12 protein-coding genes are annotated in these 17,061 nt (G+C 69.9%); 4 read left to right on the top strand and 8 right to left on the bottom strand.

Features of this window, described 5'->3' with window-relative positions; genetic code table 11:
• The first annotated feature begins 181 nt into the window (after nucleotides 1-181).
• A complete protein-coding gene (locus tag A5702_RS25320; RefSeq protein WP_197499817.1) occupies nucleotides 182-1,225 on the top strand; it encodes a glycosyltransferase family 4 protein in 1,044 nt (347 codons plus the stop codon).
• A gap of 6 nt (nucleotides 1,226-1,231) precedes the next feature.
• Here A5702_RS25320 and A5702_RS25315 read toward each other — a convergent pair whose 3' ends face one another.
• The 8 genes from A5702_RS25315 to A5702_RS25280 form a co-directional block, all read right to left on the bottom strand.
• Nucleotides 1,232-2,935 carry an FAD-dependent oxidoreductase gene (locus A5702_RS25315; RefSeq protein WP_068224797.1) on the bottom strand — a complete coding sequence of 568 codons (1,704 nt, stop codon included), beginning with the start codon at nucleotides 2,933-2,935 and terminating at the stop codon, nucleotides 1,232-1,234.
• Nucleotides 2,932-3,858 (bottom strand): aldo/keto reductase, encoded by a 927-nt coding sequence (locus A5702_RS25310; RefSeq protein WP_068224808.1) that lies wholly within the window; start codon nucleotides 3,856-3,858, stop codon nucleotides 2,932-2,934. Before A5702_RS25310 ends, A5702_RS25315 begins: the two co-directional genes overlap by 4 nt.
• A gap of 16 nt (nucleotides 3,859-3,874) precedes the next feature.
• Entirely contained in the window at nucleotides 3,875-4,888 is a 1,014-nt protein-coding gene (locus tag A5702_RS25305) for a glycosyltransferase family 4 protein (protein WP_068224793.1), read from the bottom strand.
• On the bottom strand, nucleotides 4,885-6,363 hold the full coding sequence (locus tag A5702_RS25300) for an O-antigen ligase family protein (RefSeq protein WP_068224789.1): 1,479 nt from the start codon (nucleotides 6,361-6,363) through the stop codon (nucleotides 4,885-4,887). The genes A5702_RS25305 and A5702_RS25300 overlap by 4 nt, the downstream gene beginning before the upstream one ends.
• Nucleotides 6,360-7,817, bottom strand: a complete 1,458-nt coding sequence (locus A5702_RS25295) for a polysaccharide biosynthesis tyrosine autokinase (protein WP_067822163.1) — start codon at nucleotides 7,815-7,817, stop codon at nucleotides 6,360-6,362. The genes A5702_RS25300 and A5702_RS25295 overlap by 4 nt, the downstream gene beginning before the upstream one ends.
• A 162-nt stretch (nucleotides 7,818-7,979) precedes the next feature.
• Nucleotides 7,980-9,656: a hypothetical protein gene (locus A5702_RS25290; RefSeq protein ID WP_068224787.1), complete on the bottom strand. Its 1,677-nt coding sequence runs from the start codon at nucleotides 9,654-9,656 to the stop codon at nucleotides 7,980-7,982.
• 10 nt (nucleotides 9,657-9,666) lie between these two features.
• Nucleotides 9,667-11,526 carry a bifunctional diguanylate cyclase/phosphodiesterase gene (locus A5702_RS25285; RefSeq protein WP_068224782.1) on the bottom strand — a complete coding sequence of 620 codons (1,860 nt, stop codon included), beginning with the start codon at nucleotides 11,524-11,526 and terminating at the stop codon, nucleotides 9,667-9,669.
• Nucleotides 11,527-11,771: 245 nt separating this feature from the next.
• Nucleotides 11,772-13,385: a hypothetical protein gene (locus A5702_RS25280; RefSeq protein ID WP_068224780.1), complete on the bottom strand. Its 1,614-nt coding sequence runs from the start codon at nucleotides 13,383-13,385 to the stop codon at nucleotides 11,772-11,774.
• A gap of 291 nt (nucleotides 13,386-13,676) precedes the next feature.
• Between A5702_RS25280 and A5702_RS25275 the strand changes: the two genes are divergently transcribed.
• The 3 genes from A5702_RS25275 to A5702_RS25265 are packed head-to-tail and all read left to right on the top strand — an operon-like array spanning nucleotide 13,677 to nucleotide 17,060.
• Nucleotides 13,677-14,858 carry an NAD(P)/FAD-dependent oxidoreductase gene (locus A5702_RS25275; RefSeq protein ID WP_068224777.1) on the top strand — a complete coding sequence of 394 codons (1,182 nt, stop codon included), beginning with the start codon at nucleotides 13,677-13,679 and terminating at the stop codon, nucleotides 14,856-14,858.
• Nucleotides 14,855-15,766 carry an RNA polymerase sigma-70 factor gene (locus A5702_RS25270; protein ID WP_068224774.1) on the top strand — a complete coding sequence of 304 codons (912 nt, stop codon included), beginning with the start codon at nucleotides 14,855-14,857 and terminating at the stop codon, nucleotides 15,764-15,766. Before A5702_RS25275 ends, A5702_RS25270 begins: the two co-directional genes overlap by 4 nt.
• Nucleotides 15,767-15,806: 40 nt before the next feature.
• A complete protein-coding gene (locus A5702_RS25265; protein ID WP_068224772.1) occupies nucleotides 15,807-17,060 on the top strand; it encodes an aminodeoxychorismate synthase component I in 1,254 nt (417 codons plus the stop codon).
• The last annotated feature ends 1 nt before the right edge of the window (nucleotide 17,061 follow it).

Below are 17,061 nucleotides of genomic sequence, written 5' to 3'. Positions count from 1 at the left end.
GGTCTGCACATCTGGACGCGGGCCAAGATCAATCCCGTGGCGTGGCGGCTGCTCGCCTCCCCGCGCATCACCGGCCTGCTCGAGGGGTTTCCGCGACGCGCGCTGGAAACCCGCATGTGGACCGACGCCGATGTCTTCCTGCGGGCCGAGGGGCCATGAAATCGCCATGAAATCGCCTCGGGTGCTTTGGCTTTCGCCATGGACGCGGCCGGCGGTGCGCGTGCAGGCCGAGGGGCTGCTGCGGCGCGGGGCCGACGTCTTACTGGTCACCTCCGACCGGCACCCGGAGTCGGATGCCGCCCGCGACTACGAGCTGGTGCTCGATCCGCGGTTCAAGACCGCCGCGACGTGGCTGCCGACCGCCAAGGCGTGGCGCCGGGTGCGGCAGTTTCGGCCCGACGTGGTGATCGCCGAGATCGTCCGCGATCCGCGCTGGATCGCGCTGGCCGGACGGGTTCCCCGCATCCAGGTGGTGCACGACGACCGCCCGCACGACCCCGGTGAGCAGGTTCCCTCCTACGAACGCGCGGTGTTCGACCGGTGGGGCGCCCGCTCCGCGGCCACCATCACCTACAGCAACTACGTCGCCACCGCCGTCGCCGGGCGCCGTGACGTCGCCGGTACCCCCGTGCATGTCGTGCCGCTCGCCAGTGACATTGACCCGCACCGGGTTCCACCGTTCGTGGGGCCCGAGGGCCGACGCGACTTCGTCATGTTCGGCCGGCTCAACCCGTACAAGAACGTCGACGTGGTGCTCGAGGCGTGGCAGCGCCACATCGTCGGCGGCGGCTGGCGCGGGGACAACCTGGTGCTGATCGGTGGCGGGGACCTGGACGCCGGCGCCCTGCCCAAGCACACCCGCTGGCGCAACGGCAGTTACCGCTACGCCGACGTCATCCCGACACTGGCCGCGGCGAAGGGTTCGGTCTCCCATTACCGGCGCGCGTCACAAAGCGGCGTGCAGGTGCTCTCCATGCAGCTGGGGGTGATGCCGATCGTGTCCACCGCCGGTGGTCTACCCGAGTACCAACCGCCGGGGTGCCCCCCGGTCGGCGTCGACGACGTCGCGGGGCTGGCCGCCGCCTTCGACCTGTTGGCCGACCCGTCCGTCGCGGTGCAGCGCGGCGCCGAGGCGGCGCGCCACTACGCGCGGCATTGCGACGTCGACATCGTCGCGCGGCGCTTCTCCGAAGTTATCGCCGAGGTGCTGGCCGGCCGGCGCTGACGTGGTTCAGGCTGTCTCCGAATCCGAAGGCCGGCAATCGGTTCGGGATTTGGCGAGGTGCTCGGCGAGCCGCACACCCAGCGCGATGCCCACCAGGGTCGGGTTGGCCTGACTCGACGTGGGCAGCACCGACGTGCTCGCGACATACAACCCGCGCACGCCGTGGACCTGCAGGTTGGGGTCGACGACGCCGCCCGCAGCGGTGTGCGACATCCGCGTGGTCCCAGCCTGGTGGTAGCCGGCATGCCCGCCGAGAAACTCGCGGACCGAGCCCTCGACGTCGTCGGTCAGCCACTCCACGCGCCCCGCGCCATGGCGGCGGAGGTGTTCGTCGACCGCGGTGATGGCCGCGCGGACGCTCTCGAAGTCGGCCTCGGAGAAGTGGATGTGGGTACGGAGCCTGCGCATCCCCAGGGCGTCGCGGTCGTCGGTGAGCTCGACCCGGCTCTCCCAATGCGGGAGATGCTCGCCGTGGTAGTGCAGCAGGTACCGATTGTCGGCGCTCTTGACGAAGAAGCCGGGCGCCTTGCGGCCCCTGCGGAGGAACCGTGCATAGGAGAACGTCAGCGCGAACCGGATGGAGGGAAACAGGTCTCGCACGATGTTGCGCAGGTGGGCCAGGATGCGGGGCGGACCGTCGGTCTCGGTGTGCTTGGCGCGGATGGCCTCGGCGAGCAGGAACCGGCCGACCGGGGAGATCAGCGTGAGGTAGACGCCGGACAGGATCCCGCTGCCGTGGCCGGGGTCGCTGATCGGCGGATTCACCAGCCACACAGCGGCATTCGGCATCCCGGCGGCGCGCTGCAGGCGCGGATCGAGGGTGAAGCGCCGGCGGACATACACCCCGTCGCCGTCCCGCTCGTAGGCATAGATGACCTGATCGGTGGTGAACTGCACGCGCGCGACCCGGCCCTCGACGTGGGACATGTACCAGCGCCCGAGGTGACCGCCCGCATTCCCCAGCCCGGCCGGATGGTGGCGGTCCGACGCCAGGAGCAGGCGGGTCGCCTCCAATCCGCCGGTCGCGATGACGTAGTCGGTGGCGACCACCCGTCCCTGGCGGCCGTCGAGCGCCTTGATCACCAGATGGTCGACGGCGTCGCCGGCCGGCGTCGTCACGATCTCGGTGCAGGTGAGGCCGGTCCACACGGTGAGAGTGGGGGCGTCGCGCAGCGCGGTCCGGTACTCGCTCCCGAAACGCGTTGGCAGCGCCCAGCGCTCGAGATCGGTGGTGCGCACGTCGCCGTCGGGGAGTCCGGCGACCATGTCGCGGTGCGCGAGCTCCGGGATGTCTCGCGCGTTGAATGCCGCCCGCCCGCACGCCGCCCAGTCGCAGGCGCTCTGCAGGTACGGTTCGATGTCCTCGAAGCCGATCGGCCAGGGCGCCTGCGCGGTGAGCGGGCGGTCCTCGAAATCGATGGGGTCGAACTTGACGCAGCGGCCGCCCCAGAGCGCCGTCGTCCCGCCCACCTGTCGGCGGATCATCAGCTCACTGCGCGCATGTAGGTCGTCGTCCTGCCCCGAACCCAGCGCCGACAACTCCTGTGCCGCTTTGTCATTGCGCTGCAGGCCGCTTTCGATCAGCGCCACCTGGATGCCGGATCGCGCGAGTTCCAGCGCCGTCGCGATGCCGATCCCGCCGGCCCCGACGACCACCACGTCGGTCTGGATCGTCGTGCCGGGGGCGAACTCCCGCGGGCCCCGGATCACGCGGCGGCACCCCCGCGCAGCTGGGCCGCCAGCTCGAGGAAGCGCGCCACCGTTTCGGCGTCCGGCGGCGCCGCGACGGCGCGGGCCGCCTCGGCGATGCGTCGCGGGTCGGTCGTGCTGTAAAGGATTGCCCGGCAACCTATTGCGGTCGCCGACGACCCGAGGATCAGCTTGGGCAAAGCCCCGGGGGCGAGCGGATCCAGTTGAAGGGCCTCGCGCCACCGTCCCGCCAGGTCCGCGTCCGACCGCAAGGCTTCGCTCAGCGTCGCGTAAGCCCGCTGCAGCACGCCGAACGCGAGATCCGCCGGCCGCGGCGGCGGACGGAGCAGATCGGCGCGCACCTGGCTCACGCCCCCCGGCGTGAATGCCTCGGCGAAATCCACCTCGAGCCCCTCGTCCTGGGAGACACCCCAGGCGCGAATCTTGCCCTGCCCACGGGCCCTTTCGAAGAATTGGCGAAGTTCGTCGCCGGCGACGGTGTCGCCGGGGCGGGGGCCGTGCACGAACAGGATGTCGACGTGATCGACACCGAGGGCGGCGAGGCTCTCGTCGAGGCTACGGGCGGCGATTCCCGCGTCGTAGGTCCGGGCACTCTCCGGTGTCGCCTGCCGGCGCTTGACCGCGCCCCGCAGGGCCGGCGCCTTGCGCAGCAGTGCCCGCGCCGGGGCCTGGAACCGACCGAGCCGCCGCGCCATGCCGCCGACATCGATGCCGAATTTCGTTGCCACGGTTACCGAGTCACGCGGAACGGTGCGCAGGAACGCCCCCAGCTCCGCCTCCGCCCTGCCCAGGCCATACATCCGTGCGGTGTCGAAGTGCGTCATGCCGTTGTCCACGGCCGCGCCCAAAACGGCCATCCGTTCGCGGCGGGACGGCGCCTGCATCAGGCCACCGCATCCGAAGCCGACCGCGCTCACCCTCAGCCGCGGCCCCTCGAGCTCAACCTGCCCCAACACCGCAGCCCTCATAGATCCGGCGAAGCTGCGCGTCGATGATTTCCGGGCTCCGGGTGGCCGCGATGTGTTCCTGACCCCGCCGGCCGTCCCGCTCGGCCAGTTCCGGGTCGCGCAGGTACCGGCCGATCGCCGCCGCCAGGGCGGGCGCATCACCGACGGGGACGAGCATGCCGGGGTCGGAGGCGATTTCGGCTGTGCCGCCGACCGGGGTCGCCACGAAGGGTCGCGCGCCGGCCAGCGCCTCGGTCAGGATCATCGGCATTCCCTCGGCGAACGACGGGAGCGTCACCACCCGCACCGAGCGGAGCAGATCGCGGACGTCGTCCGGATGCACCGGGGGCTCCACCGTCAGCCGCTCGGTGGGCGGCGGCGTGTAGTCGTCGACCAGACCCACTATGCGGCAACACCCTTCGATGCCGTCGGCCAGCAGCAGCCGCCACGCCGCGACCAGCGTGTCGACGCCCTTGCGGCGGCCGATGGTGCCCGCGAAAAGCACCACCGGCGGGGTCGAGCCGGCCCCCGGTGCGTCCCAATCGATGACGATCGGGTTGGCCACGACCGACACCTTCACCGTGGGCGCAATCCATTTCACCGCCGCGCGCGCCTCCTCCGACAAGACGATGACATGGTCCGCCTTGCTCAGCGTGCTGCCCACGAAGCGGGGACGCGACCGGGAGAACTGGGGGAAGTCGGAGCCGTGGATGGTGACGATGACCCGGAATCCCCGGGCTCTCGCGAGTCGAATCAGCGGCCCCTCACGTAGCCAGGCGCCCCCGTTCGACATGTGGAAGTGCACGATGCTGGCGCGCGGTGACCGCGCCAGCGCGGCGCCCGCGCGGGCGGTGAGCACCAGGTTCCTGGCGTGATGGCGCCCGTTCCAGGTCGACAGCACGCGGATCTCATCGGCGCCGATGCCGTTGTCGCGGATGACCCGGATAACCGACTGCGTCCCGCCGAAGCTGTACATGTCGGGACCGACGTGCGTGACCGCGATCATTGCCGTCCGGCGCCGGCCAGCGCCGGCGCGCCGTCGGTGCCGGCGCCGTCCGCTTCCCGGTTCCTGCGGGGCAGCCCGGCGAATCCCGTGGCCGTCCCGAGCGCCAGGCCCAATGCCAGTGCGTCCATGGGCATTTCGGGCAGCGGCCAGACGGCGGATATCGCCAGCAGACCGGCGCACACCGCCGCGCTGATCTTCGCCGGAACGGTCGCGCAGCGCACCGCCCTGACCACCGGCGTCAACGCGAACCACGCGAACGCCGCCATGCCCACGGCGCCGGCCTTGGCCAGCCACCATTGGTAGAAGAGGTGCGAGTAGGTGGGCCCCAAAGTCCAGGCGAAGGCCTTCGGATCGTTCCCGGAGGGCAGTTGGTAGGCGTAACCCAGGCCATGGCCGAACACCGGGGCCTGCGCGATCGCGGCGTTGAGGCGGGCGACTTCGCGCAACCGGTCCAGCGTCGATTCGTCGGTGGCGAGCGCACTCGCCGAAACACCGCCCAGCACCCGCTGATTGAACGCCGTGAACTGATCGCTGAGCCAGGACCCCGCCTCCGAATGCTGAAGCAGGAACAGCGATCCCGGCACGGTCAGCGCGAACACACCCGCGCTGACGGCGGCGACCATGGCCGAGCGGCGCAGGGCCGGCCAGCCGAAGGTGGTCAGGAAGGCGACGGCCGCGCCCACCGCGACGGCGATCAGCGTGTTCCGGGAGAACGCCAGCAGCGAAATGATCAGCGCGGGCGGTCCGAAGGCGAAATACATTGCGGGCCTGACCCGGCCGATGATCGACGCGGCGACCAGGGCGGTCAACGCGGCGGTGGCCGGGGTCTGGGTGGACAGCACGATCCGCAGGGCCTGACCGGCGCCCGTCGCCCCCTCCAGGCTCTCCGCCCGCCCCGCGAGCCGGATCGCATGCAACGAGCTGACGATCGCCATGCCGGCCGAAAACCACAGCGTCACGACCATCACCCGGATGCAGAACTTGAGGTATCCGCCGTACACGATCAACAGCGCCAGCACGAACCCGACGACCATTTCGATCAGGGTCGTCGACTCGTGCAGCACCATCGTCGGATCGTGTCCCATCTGCAGCCCGACCACGGTGAAGTACACGACGGTCAGCGCGAACATCGCGGGCAGCAGGAATTCCTTGGCACGCGGTCTCACGATCGGCAGCAGGTAGCAGATCGCCAGCACCGCGGCCACCTGGTACGCGTAAATCGCCAGCGGGCCAATGACTTTGCCGATGTGCAAGCCCTCCGGCAGCGCGGCGAAGGCCAAGAACAGCGTCACCCCCGCCAGCCCCTCGCGCTTCACCCAGTAGACCACCAGGCAGAACGTCGCGGCGATCAGCAACGCCCCCTCGGTGGTCCGGCGGACGGAGAGCACACCAAAGATGAAGCAGCCGAACAGGAATACCGTCAGCAGGACGCCGTCTACTGCCAGGCGGGGGCGACCGGGCAGGTAGGGAATCACGCTGGCCCGCTGACCTTCGTCCGGTAGGTCTTGGTCGCGGCCCGGATGTGCAGGGACGGCCTGGCGTCGGTCAACACGGTGCCGACAACGTGCGCGCCCGCCGAGCGCAGGGCGGTGAGCGCGTCATTGAGCTCGTCGACGGTGGTCCGGCGCGCCCGCACCACCAACACGGTGGCCGACACCGCGCCGGCCAGCAGGCCGCTGTCGGCGGTCGCCAGCACCGGGGGGCCGTCAACCACGATGCGGTCGAAGCGTGACGACAGGTCCAGCAGCACCCTGTCGATGACTTCCGGCAGAAACGCGCTGGACGGCGGGGTCTCGCGGCGCGCGGATCGGGACGCGAGGATGAACAGCTTGGCGATCGGCGTGGGTTTCACCGCTTCGCCCGCTATTTCGGGATTGGCCAGGGCGTTGGCCAGGCCCTCCCCCGACTCGACGCGCAGCAATCCGGCGATCACGTGCCGGCGCGTGTCGCCCTCGACGAGCAACACGTCTTCACCGATCTCGGCCAGCGCCAGCGACAGGTTGAGCGCCGTGGTGGTGGTCCCCTCCCCACCGAACGGCGCCGCCACCAACACGCGGCGGGCGTCGGACCCCATCGCCCTGAGCAGCCGGGCGCGCAGGCCCCGCACGGCATCGTCGAGGGCGGAGTCGACGCCGAACCGCGGGGTGTTGCCGCGCCGGCCGGGCAGCTCGGCCAAAGTCGGCAGGCCCGAAAGTTGTTCGAGCTTCTCCCGCGAGCGCACCGTACGATCGTTGGCCTCACGGGCCACCGCCACCGCGATGGCCAAAAGTATCCCGGCGACGAATCCCATCGCCATGTTGCGCACCGGCACCGGCGTGACCGGATGATCGGGCACCCGCGGCGCCTCCACCACCCTTGCCCGGGCCACCGGCAGTGGCTTCGCCGCGGGTTGTCCGGGCGTCTCCGATGGTTGGGGCGCGGGCGGATTCGGCTCACCGTTGTCGGGCCGCACCCCGGGGGTCACCGGCGCGGGACGACTGTTGGGGCCCGTGGTCGCGCCGAGCGTGGGCACCAGCGCGGCGAACTGATCGGCCATCGCTCCGGCCAGCGCCGCGGACCGGTTCGGGTCGGTGTCCTTCACGGTGATCGTGAAAAGCATGGATTTCGCGGTGTATTTCACCTGGGTCTGCGTCACCAGGACGTCGGGGCTGATTGGGACCTGGAGCTGGTTGACCGCGCGCTCGGCGACCGTCCGTCCGCCGGCGATCTGCGCGTAGGACGACAACCGCTCCTGCGCGGTCAGCGTTCCGTTGTACAGCTCGGTGAGGTCCGTGGCACCGGGGAACGAAATGAGGATGGTGGCCGTCGACTGATAGTGCTTGGTCTGCAACGCCGTGACGGCCGCGGCACCGATCGTGCATGCCAGCAAGGCACCGAGGGCGAGTTTCCAATGCGTGAGCAGCGTCCGGACAAAGGTGCGGAAATCCATCCACTAACCTTTCTGGGCCGACGCCACCCGGCGTCGAATTCGATTTGCTTTGCGCCAGCCGCGCAAAGCCCAGTGCACATTATGCAGCAATGGCCATGCAGCATCGACCTAATCGCAAAGCCTTGTCGTCCGCGCGGTCGACGCATTTGCTGGCGGCCAGCATCATTGGGGCGGGCCGGATGTCAGCGCATCGCGCGGCAAGTCGAGCGTCGCCAGCGGATACCCGCCGGTCTCGTCACGCCCGTAGCGCGCCAGCCGCATCGGCGGATAGTTCACCACGTGCGACGCGTCGGGCTTGTGCTGTTGCCAATCCACGGAAGCGCGCAGCGTGTAATGCCCCGGCGCCAACCCCGCCATGTCGACGGTCACCGTTTCGGTGAACGACGCCGGGGCCGGCTGATTTCCGGCGTTGTCGCCGGACCCCACCAGCTTCTTCAAGGCCACCCCCGTCGGCAGCGTGCGGACCACCGCCCCGGAGAAATCCACCAACCGGTAGCTGGGCACCCAATTCTCGATCGCCCCCGCCGAGCCGTAATTGGTCCACGCCACCGATATGCTCGCCACCCCGTCGCGGACCGATTGCGATCCCTGCCGAGCCTCCGCGGAGTATCGATAGCCCGCCGCGACGTTGGCCTGCGCCCACAGCAGGTACAACGCCGGGTCCATGGGGGTGGTCGAATCCACCGCCGGAAAGTTGAAACTCGAGGTCATCGACACGTGATACTTGACGACGTCGCGCAGGCCCTTCTCGTAGTAGGACCGCGGGCTGGTGCCCTCGGGCAGCTGGCACCACTCGGTGATCACCAACGCCGAGGCCAGCCGGTCCTTGAGCTGGGTGACGAGCGGATCCTTCGTGTGCACGTAGTAGGAGCCGTCGGATTCGGCCCAGACCGGCAACGGCGCGTAGACGCCCAGGCAATCCGAGCGGATGCCCACCGGCGCGGAGACCCGCTTGGTGACGTCGTCGGCGAGCAACTCGCGAACGATCTCCGGGTTCAGCGCGGTGGTCACCAACTGCGTGTGCGGGAAGGCGTTCACGTTCGCCGCGACGAGCTGGCCGATGGCCGCCTTGGTGATGCTCTGGTCACGAAACTGGCTGTAGTAACCCAGCTTTGCGATGCTCTCTTCGGGTAGGGGGCCGGGCGCACCCAGCGTGTCGCGCAGGTAGGCGATGTGGTTCTCGCTGAAGTCCCCGTAGCCGGAGAACTCGAAGACGCTGAGCCGCTCGTCGCGGTCGTAGCGGCGGCCGAGCGCGGCGAGCAGCTGACCGAAGGCGTTGAGGTAGGCCGAATCGTTCCAGTTCGGCACCACCTGGGCCACCCCGGGCGTCCACCAGTATCGTTGCGGCCCCGTATAGCTGGTGGACGCGGGACGCATCCAGTCCGGAATCGCGATGTTCGTGTTGTTCGGGTAGGTGGTGTCGCAACAGGAGCTGTAGGCGAACACGCGAAGGGTGAGCCGCATGTTCCGGCTCGCCACCTTGGCCAGCGCGTCGTCGATCACGCTGAAGTCGAACTTCTTGTCGTCGGGGGCGTCGGCGGGCAGCGTGCCCGGGTCGACGGGCTGCAGCTGGCGCCACGAGACGCGCAAGCTGGCGTCGTAGGAGGCCGGCCACGCCGGATACCGCTGCTGAGCGGAATTGCCTTGCGGGAAAAGCGGCATCAGGAGGTCTTCGTACTGACCGCGCAGGGGATTCGAGACCTCCTGCACGTTCAGCGGGATGGCCGGACTGATCACCGCGGACAACGGATCGGGGTCGCTGTGGCCGCCGCATCCGCTCAGCACCAAGGCCGCGCACGCGACAATCGCCGCCACGCGTCTTCTGATTGTTCGGGCCATCGCTGCGATGCTAGATGGTGCCCGTCGGCAACGCCTTGCGGTCGGCCAAAAACGGCAGCGACAGCCAGCGCGCGGCCAGTAGGGCTTCCATCGCATCGCCGGGGACGGGCCGCGACAACAGGAAGCCCTGCGCCCGGCGGCACCCGTGTTGCACCAAAGTCGTTGCTGCGACCGGTGTTTCAACTCCCTCGGCGACCACGTCCAGACCGAACGCCTCGGCCAGCCCGATGATGGCGCGCACGATCGCCAGATCACCGGCGTTGTTGCCCAGGTCGCGCACGAACCCCGTGTCGATCTTGAGCATGTCGACCGGCAGGGACTTCAGGTGCGACAACACCGCATAGCCGGTGCCGAAGTCGTCGATGGCCAGCTGGACCCCGATCTCCTTGAGCTCCGCCAACGTCTTTCGCGTGGTGTCGATGTCGTGCACTACGGCGCGCTCGGTGATCTCCAAGCACACCGAGCCGGGTTCGAGGCCGAACTCGTCGATGGTGTTGGCGACGTCGCGCACGAACCCGGCGGTGATGAGCTGGATGGGCGACACATTGATCCGCATGACGGTTCCCCGGCCGACGCCGTTGGCCTGCCAGCGACTGAAGTCGGCGCACGCGGTGCGCATCACCCAGCGGCCCAACTCCCCCGCCAGGTTGGTCGATTCCGCGATCCCGATGAACGAGTCCGGCAACAGCAGCCCCCAGATCGGGTGCCGCCAACGCACCAGCGCCTCGGCCCCCACGACGGCGCCCGTCGACAGGTCGACCTCCGGAAGGTAGTGCAGCAACAGCGCTTCGCTGCCGATGTCGCCTTGCAGATGCAGCTCGATGTCGTTGCGGAACGCGCGTTTGAGGGACATGTCGTCGGTGGACATCGCGATCTGGTTGCCGCCCGCGCGTTTGGCCGTCAGCACCGCCTCGTCGGCGCGACGGAGCAGGTCGGTGCAGTTGTCGCGGCCCGGGGTGCCCACCGCCAGCCCGATGCTGACCGTGCGGCTGATCACGTGACCGCCGATGGCCAGGCGCTCGCACAGCATGGTCGACAGGCGCTGGGCGAACGATTCCGCGTCCTCCGGCGACATCGGCTCGTCGGGGACGACGACGAACTCGTCGCCGCCCAACCGGGCGATCGTGCTGTTCGGCGCGCAGATCCGGATCCGCTGCGCGAAGACTCGGATGAACCAGTCGCCGGCGGTGTGGCCGAGGTAGTCGTTGATCGGCTTGAGCCGATCGAGGTCGAGGTACAGGACCGCAACGGGCCCCGGGCGTCCCGTCAGGAGCCGCTCGGACAGGTGCGCGACCAGGGCGCGGCGGTTATAGAGGCCAGTCAGGTCGTCGTGCTCGGCCAGATAGCGGAGCTTCTCCTCGGCCGCGATGCGCGCCTGCAGCTGCGCGAACAACGCGGCGACGGCCTCGAGCGTGTTGATCTCCTCTTGCAGCCACTTGCGGGCGCCGAACTTGACGAAGCCGAGCAAACCGGTGGTCGTCTCACCCGACACCAGCGGCGCGGCGGCCACCGAGGGCGAGGCCTCCACCTTGGCGCCCAGCCTGCGCCGGAAATAGCGTTTGGACTGCGCCGGCCGGACCACCACGGGTTTGCGCGCCTCCCGGCACTGCGCCAGCACCGACTCGGCGATGTCCAGCTGGGCGAACGCCGTCGGATCCGGTTCCCCGGCGTCCGTTCGCGGCGGCCACTCGGCGACCAGCGCCGAGGTCCCGGTGTGGGGGTCGAGGTGGCGCAGGAAGCTGGCGTCGACATCGAACTGCTCGACGAGCTGCTCGAGTACCTTGGCGCTCACCTGGGCGGCCGTGGTCGCCGTTGCCTCCATCAGCTGTGTGGCAACGGAGGTGACGACTAGGTCCAGGCTGCGCGGCACGGTCTCCTCCGGTAAGGGCAAACATCCAGGAGCGGTCGCGATGGCGAATTCCCGTCAACTGCGCGTCGATGCGCATCGGCGGGCCCTTTGGGTTCGCTTGGCTGTCTGTCGGGCGTATTTGGACCGGGCGGGCCAACGATCCGTTTTGGTCAGCAGAACGTATCACGCACGACCCGCCCCAACTGGGCTAACGAAGAACTTCCGGCCCGATCCGGTCGACGCTGGTGGACGCCACGAAAGACCGGTCAGGCCGACGCGGCGTCGTTAGCTATGTCGAGCGTCGCGATCGGGTACAGACCGGATCCGTCGCGCCCGTCGCGGGCCAGCGCCATCGGCGCGTAGTTCACCACGTGCGCGGCGCCCGGCTTGTGCTGCTGCCATTCCACCGACGCGCGCAGCGTGTAGTGGCCGGGCGCGAGCCCCGTCACGTCGACGCGCACCGACTCGGCCGTCGACTCCGGCACCGCCTCCTCGCGGGACTGGCTGGAGTCGTCGTGGACCAGCGTCTTGAGATTGACCGCCGCCGGGATGGTGCGGACCACGGCGCCGGAGAAGTCGACCAGCTTGTAACCGGGCGCCCACCGCTCGCTGGCCGCCGCGGAGCCGTAGTTGGTCCAGACCACGGAGATGGACGCGACCTTGCCCTGGATCGACTGCGACCCCGGCTTGGCCTCCACCGAGTAGCGGTAGCCGGCGGAGGTGTTCGCCTTTGCCCAGAGCAGGTACAGCTTGGGGTCCATCGCCGACGTCGCGTCCCGGTCCGGGAAGTTGGCGCTCGACGTCATCGAGACGTGGTACTTGACGACGTCGTGCAGGGCCTTCTCGTAGTAGGACCGCGGGTCGGTTCCGTTGGGCAACCGGCACCACTGGCTGATCACCAGCGCGGAGGTGAGCCGTTGTTTGATCGCGGCGACGGCCGCGTCGTTGAACCGCACGTAGTGCGAGTCGCTGGACTCGGCCCATTCCGGCAGGGGCGACTGCACGCCAAGGCAATCCGCGCGGATGCCGACCGGCGCGGACAGTTTTTTCGTCACGTCGTCGGCGAACAATTCGCGGGTGATTTCCGGATTCTCGGCGGCGACCACCAGTTGGGTGTGGCCGAACGCGCCGACGTTGGCCGCGACCAACTGCCCGATGGCCGCCTTGGTGATGCTCTGATCGCGAAACTGGCTGTAGTAGCCCAACTTCGGCAGGCTGTCGTCCGGGCCGGGCCCCGGCGCGCCGAGCGCGTCGCGCAGGTAGGCGAGGCTGGTCTTGCCGAAGTCGCCGTATCCGGAGAACTCGAACACGCTCAGGCGCTCATCGCCGTCGTAGCGCCGGCCGAGCGCGGCCAGCAACTGCCCGAAGTTGTTCAGGTAGTCGGGGTCGTTCCAGTTCGGCACGACCTGCGTGACACCCGGGGCCGGACTGTTGGGCGGCGAGGGATAGCTGGTGGCCGCCGGGCGCAGCCAGTCCGGAATCGCGATATTGGTGTTGCCCGGATAGGAGTCGTTGCAACAGGATTTGTACGCGTACACGCCGAGGGTCAGCCGCATGTTGCGGCTGCCGACCTTCGCCAGCGCGTCGTCGATCGCGCTGAAGTCGAACTTGCGATCATCGGGAGCGTCGGGGGGCAGCGTGCGCGGGTCGACGGGCTGCAACTGTCGCCACGACACCCGCAGGCTGGCGTCGTACGACGCCGGCCAGGCGGCGTACCGCTGCTGAGCGGAATTGCCTTGCGGGAAAAGCGGATTCAAGCCTTCTTCGTACTGGCCGCGCAACGGGTTGGGAATCTCTTGAGCGCTCGGTGGGATGGCCGGACTGACCATCGCCGACAGCGGCCCGGGATCGCTCTTGTCGCCGCACCCGCTCAGCACCATGGCCGTGCACACGGCAGCGACCAGCGCGCTCTTCCTCGTCTTCACGGTTGCTTCTCCCAACACACACCGATGGACCTCGAAATGGCCCCCTACTACCTGGGTTATCTGGTGCGTGTATCCGACGCGGGGCAGGTCACGAATTGGCGTAGCGCAGCGTAACACGCACCGCCCGGCCGGCCCCGCCCCGCGAAGCGGCGCCAGTGAGACGGGTCACAATGTGGGCGACCCTGTCACGCTCGAGGAGCCCGCGGTGTCTCAAGGGCATCAGGCCCGCAAGAACAGGAGACAGCAATGACCGAGGTGGCCGCACAGAAAACTCATGTCGTCGTGGTCGGAGGCGGATACGCCGGAACCCTGGCCGCGAATCACCTACGGCAGCGTCCGGACGTCGACGTCACCCTGGTGAACCCCCGCCCCGTCTTCGTGGAGCGAATCCGCTTGCACCAGTTGGTCGCCGACACCGGCGCCGCGACCGCGGACTACGCGACGCTGCTGGCCGACGGTATCGAGCTGGTCGTCGACACCGTCGACCGCATCGACGCCGCCGCGCGGCGGGTCCTGCTGGGCTCGGGCGCCGAACTCGACTACGACTACCTGATCTACGCCGTCGGCAGCACGGGGGCGGCGCCGTCGACCGTGCCCGGGTTGGTGGACTTCGCCCATTCGGTGGCCGACCTGGAGAGCGCGCAGCGATTGCGTTACGCGCTGGCCGACCTGCCGCTGTCCGCGCCCGTCACCGTCGTCGGCGGCGGCCTGACCGGTATCGAGACGGCCGCGGAGCTGGCCGAACAGGGACGGCGGGTGACCCTGGTCTGCGGCGGCACCCTCGGCCCGTCGCTGAGCAAGCGGGGGCGTCGCTCGGTGGCCAAGCGGCTGCGCGGTTTCGGTGTCAACGTGCTGGAATTCGTGGCGGTGGCCGAGGTGCGCTGGGACGAGGTGGTGTGCAGCGACGGCGCCGCGCTGCCCAGCGCGGCGACCATCTGGACGGCCGGGTTCACGGTGCCCGACCTGGCGGCGCGCAGCGGCCTGAGCACCGACGCGCTGGGCCGGCTGCTCACCGACGAGACGCTGACCAGCATCGACGACCCGCACGTCGCAGCGGCCGGCGATGCGGTCGCGCCCTCGGGGCAGCCGCTGCGGATGAGCTGCCAGGCGGCCGGGCCGCTGGGCGCGCAGGCCGCCAACACCGTGCTCAGCCGCATCGCCGGGGAGGCGCCCGCGCCGCTGAGCCAGGCGTTCGCCGGCCAGTGCATCAGCCTGGGCCGCTCCTTCGGCACGGTGCAGTTGGCGCGTACCGACGACACCCCGGTGAACGTGGTGGTGGGCGGCCGGACGGCCGCGTCCATCAAGGAGGCCGTGTGCAAGGGCACGCTATGGGCGATTCGGCGCGAGGTCGCCAAGCCCGGCTCGTATCTCTGGATCAAGGGCGGCAAGAGGCCCGCGCAGGCGCCGGCGGAGACCGCCCTCCGATGACGCACGCGCAGGACAGCAGCGAGCACGCGGCACGGTTCACCGTGCTGCGGCCGCTGCTGTTCACCATCGCCTACGAGATGCTGGGCTCGGCGACCGAGGCCGACGATGTGCTGCAGGACAGCTATCTGCGGTGGGCCGCGGTCGACCTGTCGACGGTGCGCGACACCAAGTCCTACCTGGCCCAGCTGGTCACCCGCCAGGCGCTCAACGCGCTGCGCGCCGACGCGCGCCGACGCGAGGAGTACGTGGGCCCGTGGCTGCCGGAGCCGCTGCTCCTCGACGAGCAGGACCCATCCGCGGATGTCGTTCTGGCGGAATCGATTTCGATGGCGATGCTGGTCTTACTCGAAACGCTGAGCCCCGACGAGCGCGCGGTGTTCGTGCTGCGCGAGGTGTTCGGCTTCGACTATGCCGAGATCGCCGAGGCGGTGGGCAGGCCGGCGCCGACGGTGCGTCAGGTGGCCCACCGGGCGCGTGAACACGTGCGGGCGCGGCGGAAGAGGTTCGACGCGACCGACCCGCAACGCAACGCGCAGATCACCGCCCAATTCCTGCAGACGGCCGCCAGCGGTGACGTCCAGACGCTGATGACGCTGCTCGCCCCCGAGGCCACGTGGACGGCGGACAGCGGCGGCAAGGTCAGCGCGGCCCGCCGGCCGGTGGTGGGCGCCGAGCGGGTGGCCCGGGCCATCGTCGGCCTGATCCGCAAGGCAACGGCGATCGAGGGCTTCCGCGTCGACATGGTCACCTGCAACAGCGCCCCGGCCGTGCTGCTCTACCTCGGCGACCAGCTCGAAGGGGTGATCACACTGGAGATCGCGAACGACAAGATCACCAACTTCTACGTGACCCGCAACCCGGACAAGCTGACGGCCCTGGCGACGGCCCGCGACGTCAGCCGCGGGTAGGCCGGGGTGCGAACGGCCGCACTTCTGTCAAGCTAGGTCGGTGCGTATCGACCGGCTCGGCGACCTTGGCGCCGCACCCCAGGTGCTGCGCGCCGTCGGCGCCGCCACGGCCCGGCGCGGCCTGCCGCCGCCGGCCGCGCTGACCGGCGACTGGTTCGGCGCGCTCGCGGTGATCGCCCCGAGCGTCTCCGCGCAGCCGGTCGATCTCGACGCGGCCTTCGCGGTCCGGCTGGGCGCCCAGCCGGCCGACTCCCCCGCGGTGGGTGGTGGCTGGATCGGCTACCTCTCCTATCCCGATCCCGGCGCCGACGGCGGGCCGCACCGGATTCCCGAAGCCGCGGGCGCCTGGACCGATTGCGTCCTGCGCCGCGACCGGGACGGCCAGTGGTGGTACGAGAGCCTGTCGGGCGCGGCGATGCCGGACTGGCTGGCCGCCGCGCTGGCGACGGCGCCGCCACCGGCGCGCGAGTGCCGGATCGACTGGGGCCCCGCCGACCGGGTGGCCCACCGCGACGGCGTGCAGAACTGCCTGGAGGCCATCCGCGCCGGCGAGGTCTACCAGGCGTGCGTGTGCACCCAATTCACCGGGAGGGTGGACGGCGCCCCGCTGGACTTCTTCGCCGAGGGCATCGCGCGCACCTCCCCGGCGCGGGCGGCCTATGTCGCCGGGCCGTGGGGCGCGGTGGCGTCGCTGTCCCCGGAGCTCTTCCTGCGGCGGCGCGGCACGCTCGTGACGTCCAGCCCGATCAAGGGGACCCTGCCCCTGGACGCCTGGCCGTCGGCGCTGCGGGCGTCGGCGAAAGAGGTGGCCGAGAACATCATGATCGTCGACCTGGTGCGCAACGACCTCGGCCGGGTGGCGACCGTCGGCACCGTCACCGTGCCCGAATTGTTGGTGGTGCGCCGCGCCCCCGGGGTGTGGCACCTGGTTTCGACGGTCTCGGCGCGGGTCCCCGTCGACCTGCCGACCTCGGCGTTGCTGGACGCCGCGTTCCCGCCGGCGTCGGTCACCGGGACGCCCAAACACCGCGCGCGCCAACTGCTCTCGCAGTGGGAACCGCGTCGTCGCGGAATATACTGTGGGACAGTCGGTTTGGCCTCCCCCGTGGCGGGCTGCGAATTGAACGTCGCCATTCGCACCGTCGAGTTCGACGCCGCCGGTGGGGCCGTGCTGGGCGTCGGCGGGGGGATCACCGCCGATTCCGATCCCGACGCTGAATGGGCCGAATGCCTGCACAAGGCGTCGCCGATCGTCGGGCAGCCCCGCATCGCCGCCGCGTTCTCGGCCGGCTGAT

This window comes from Mycobacterium sp. E3339 (assembly GCF_001666915.1).
Lineage (GTDB): Bacteria > Actinomycetota > Actinomycetes > Mycobacteriales > Mycobacteriaceae > Mycobacterium.
Note: the sequence above shows the minus strand (reverse complement) of the source record. Positions and strands in the feature narration are given on the sequence as shown.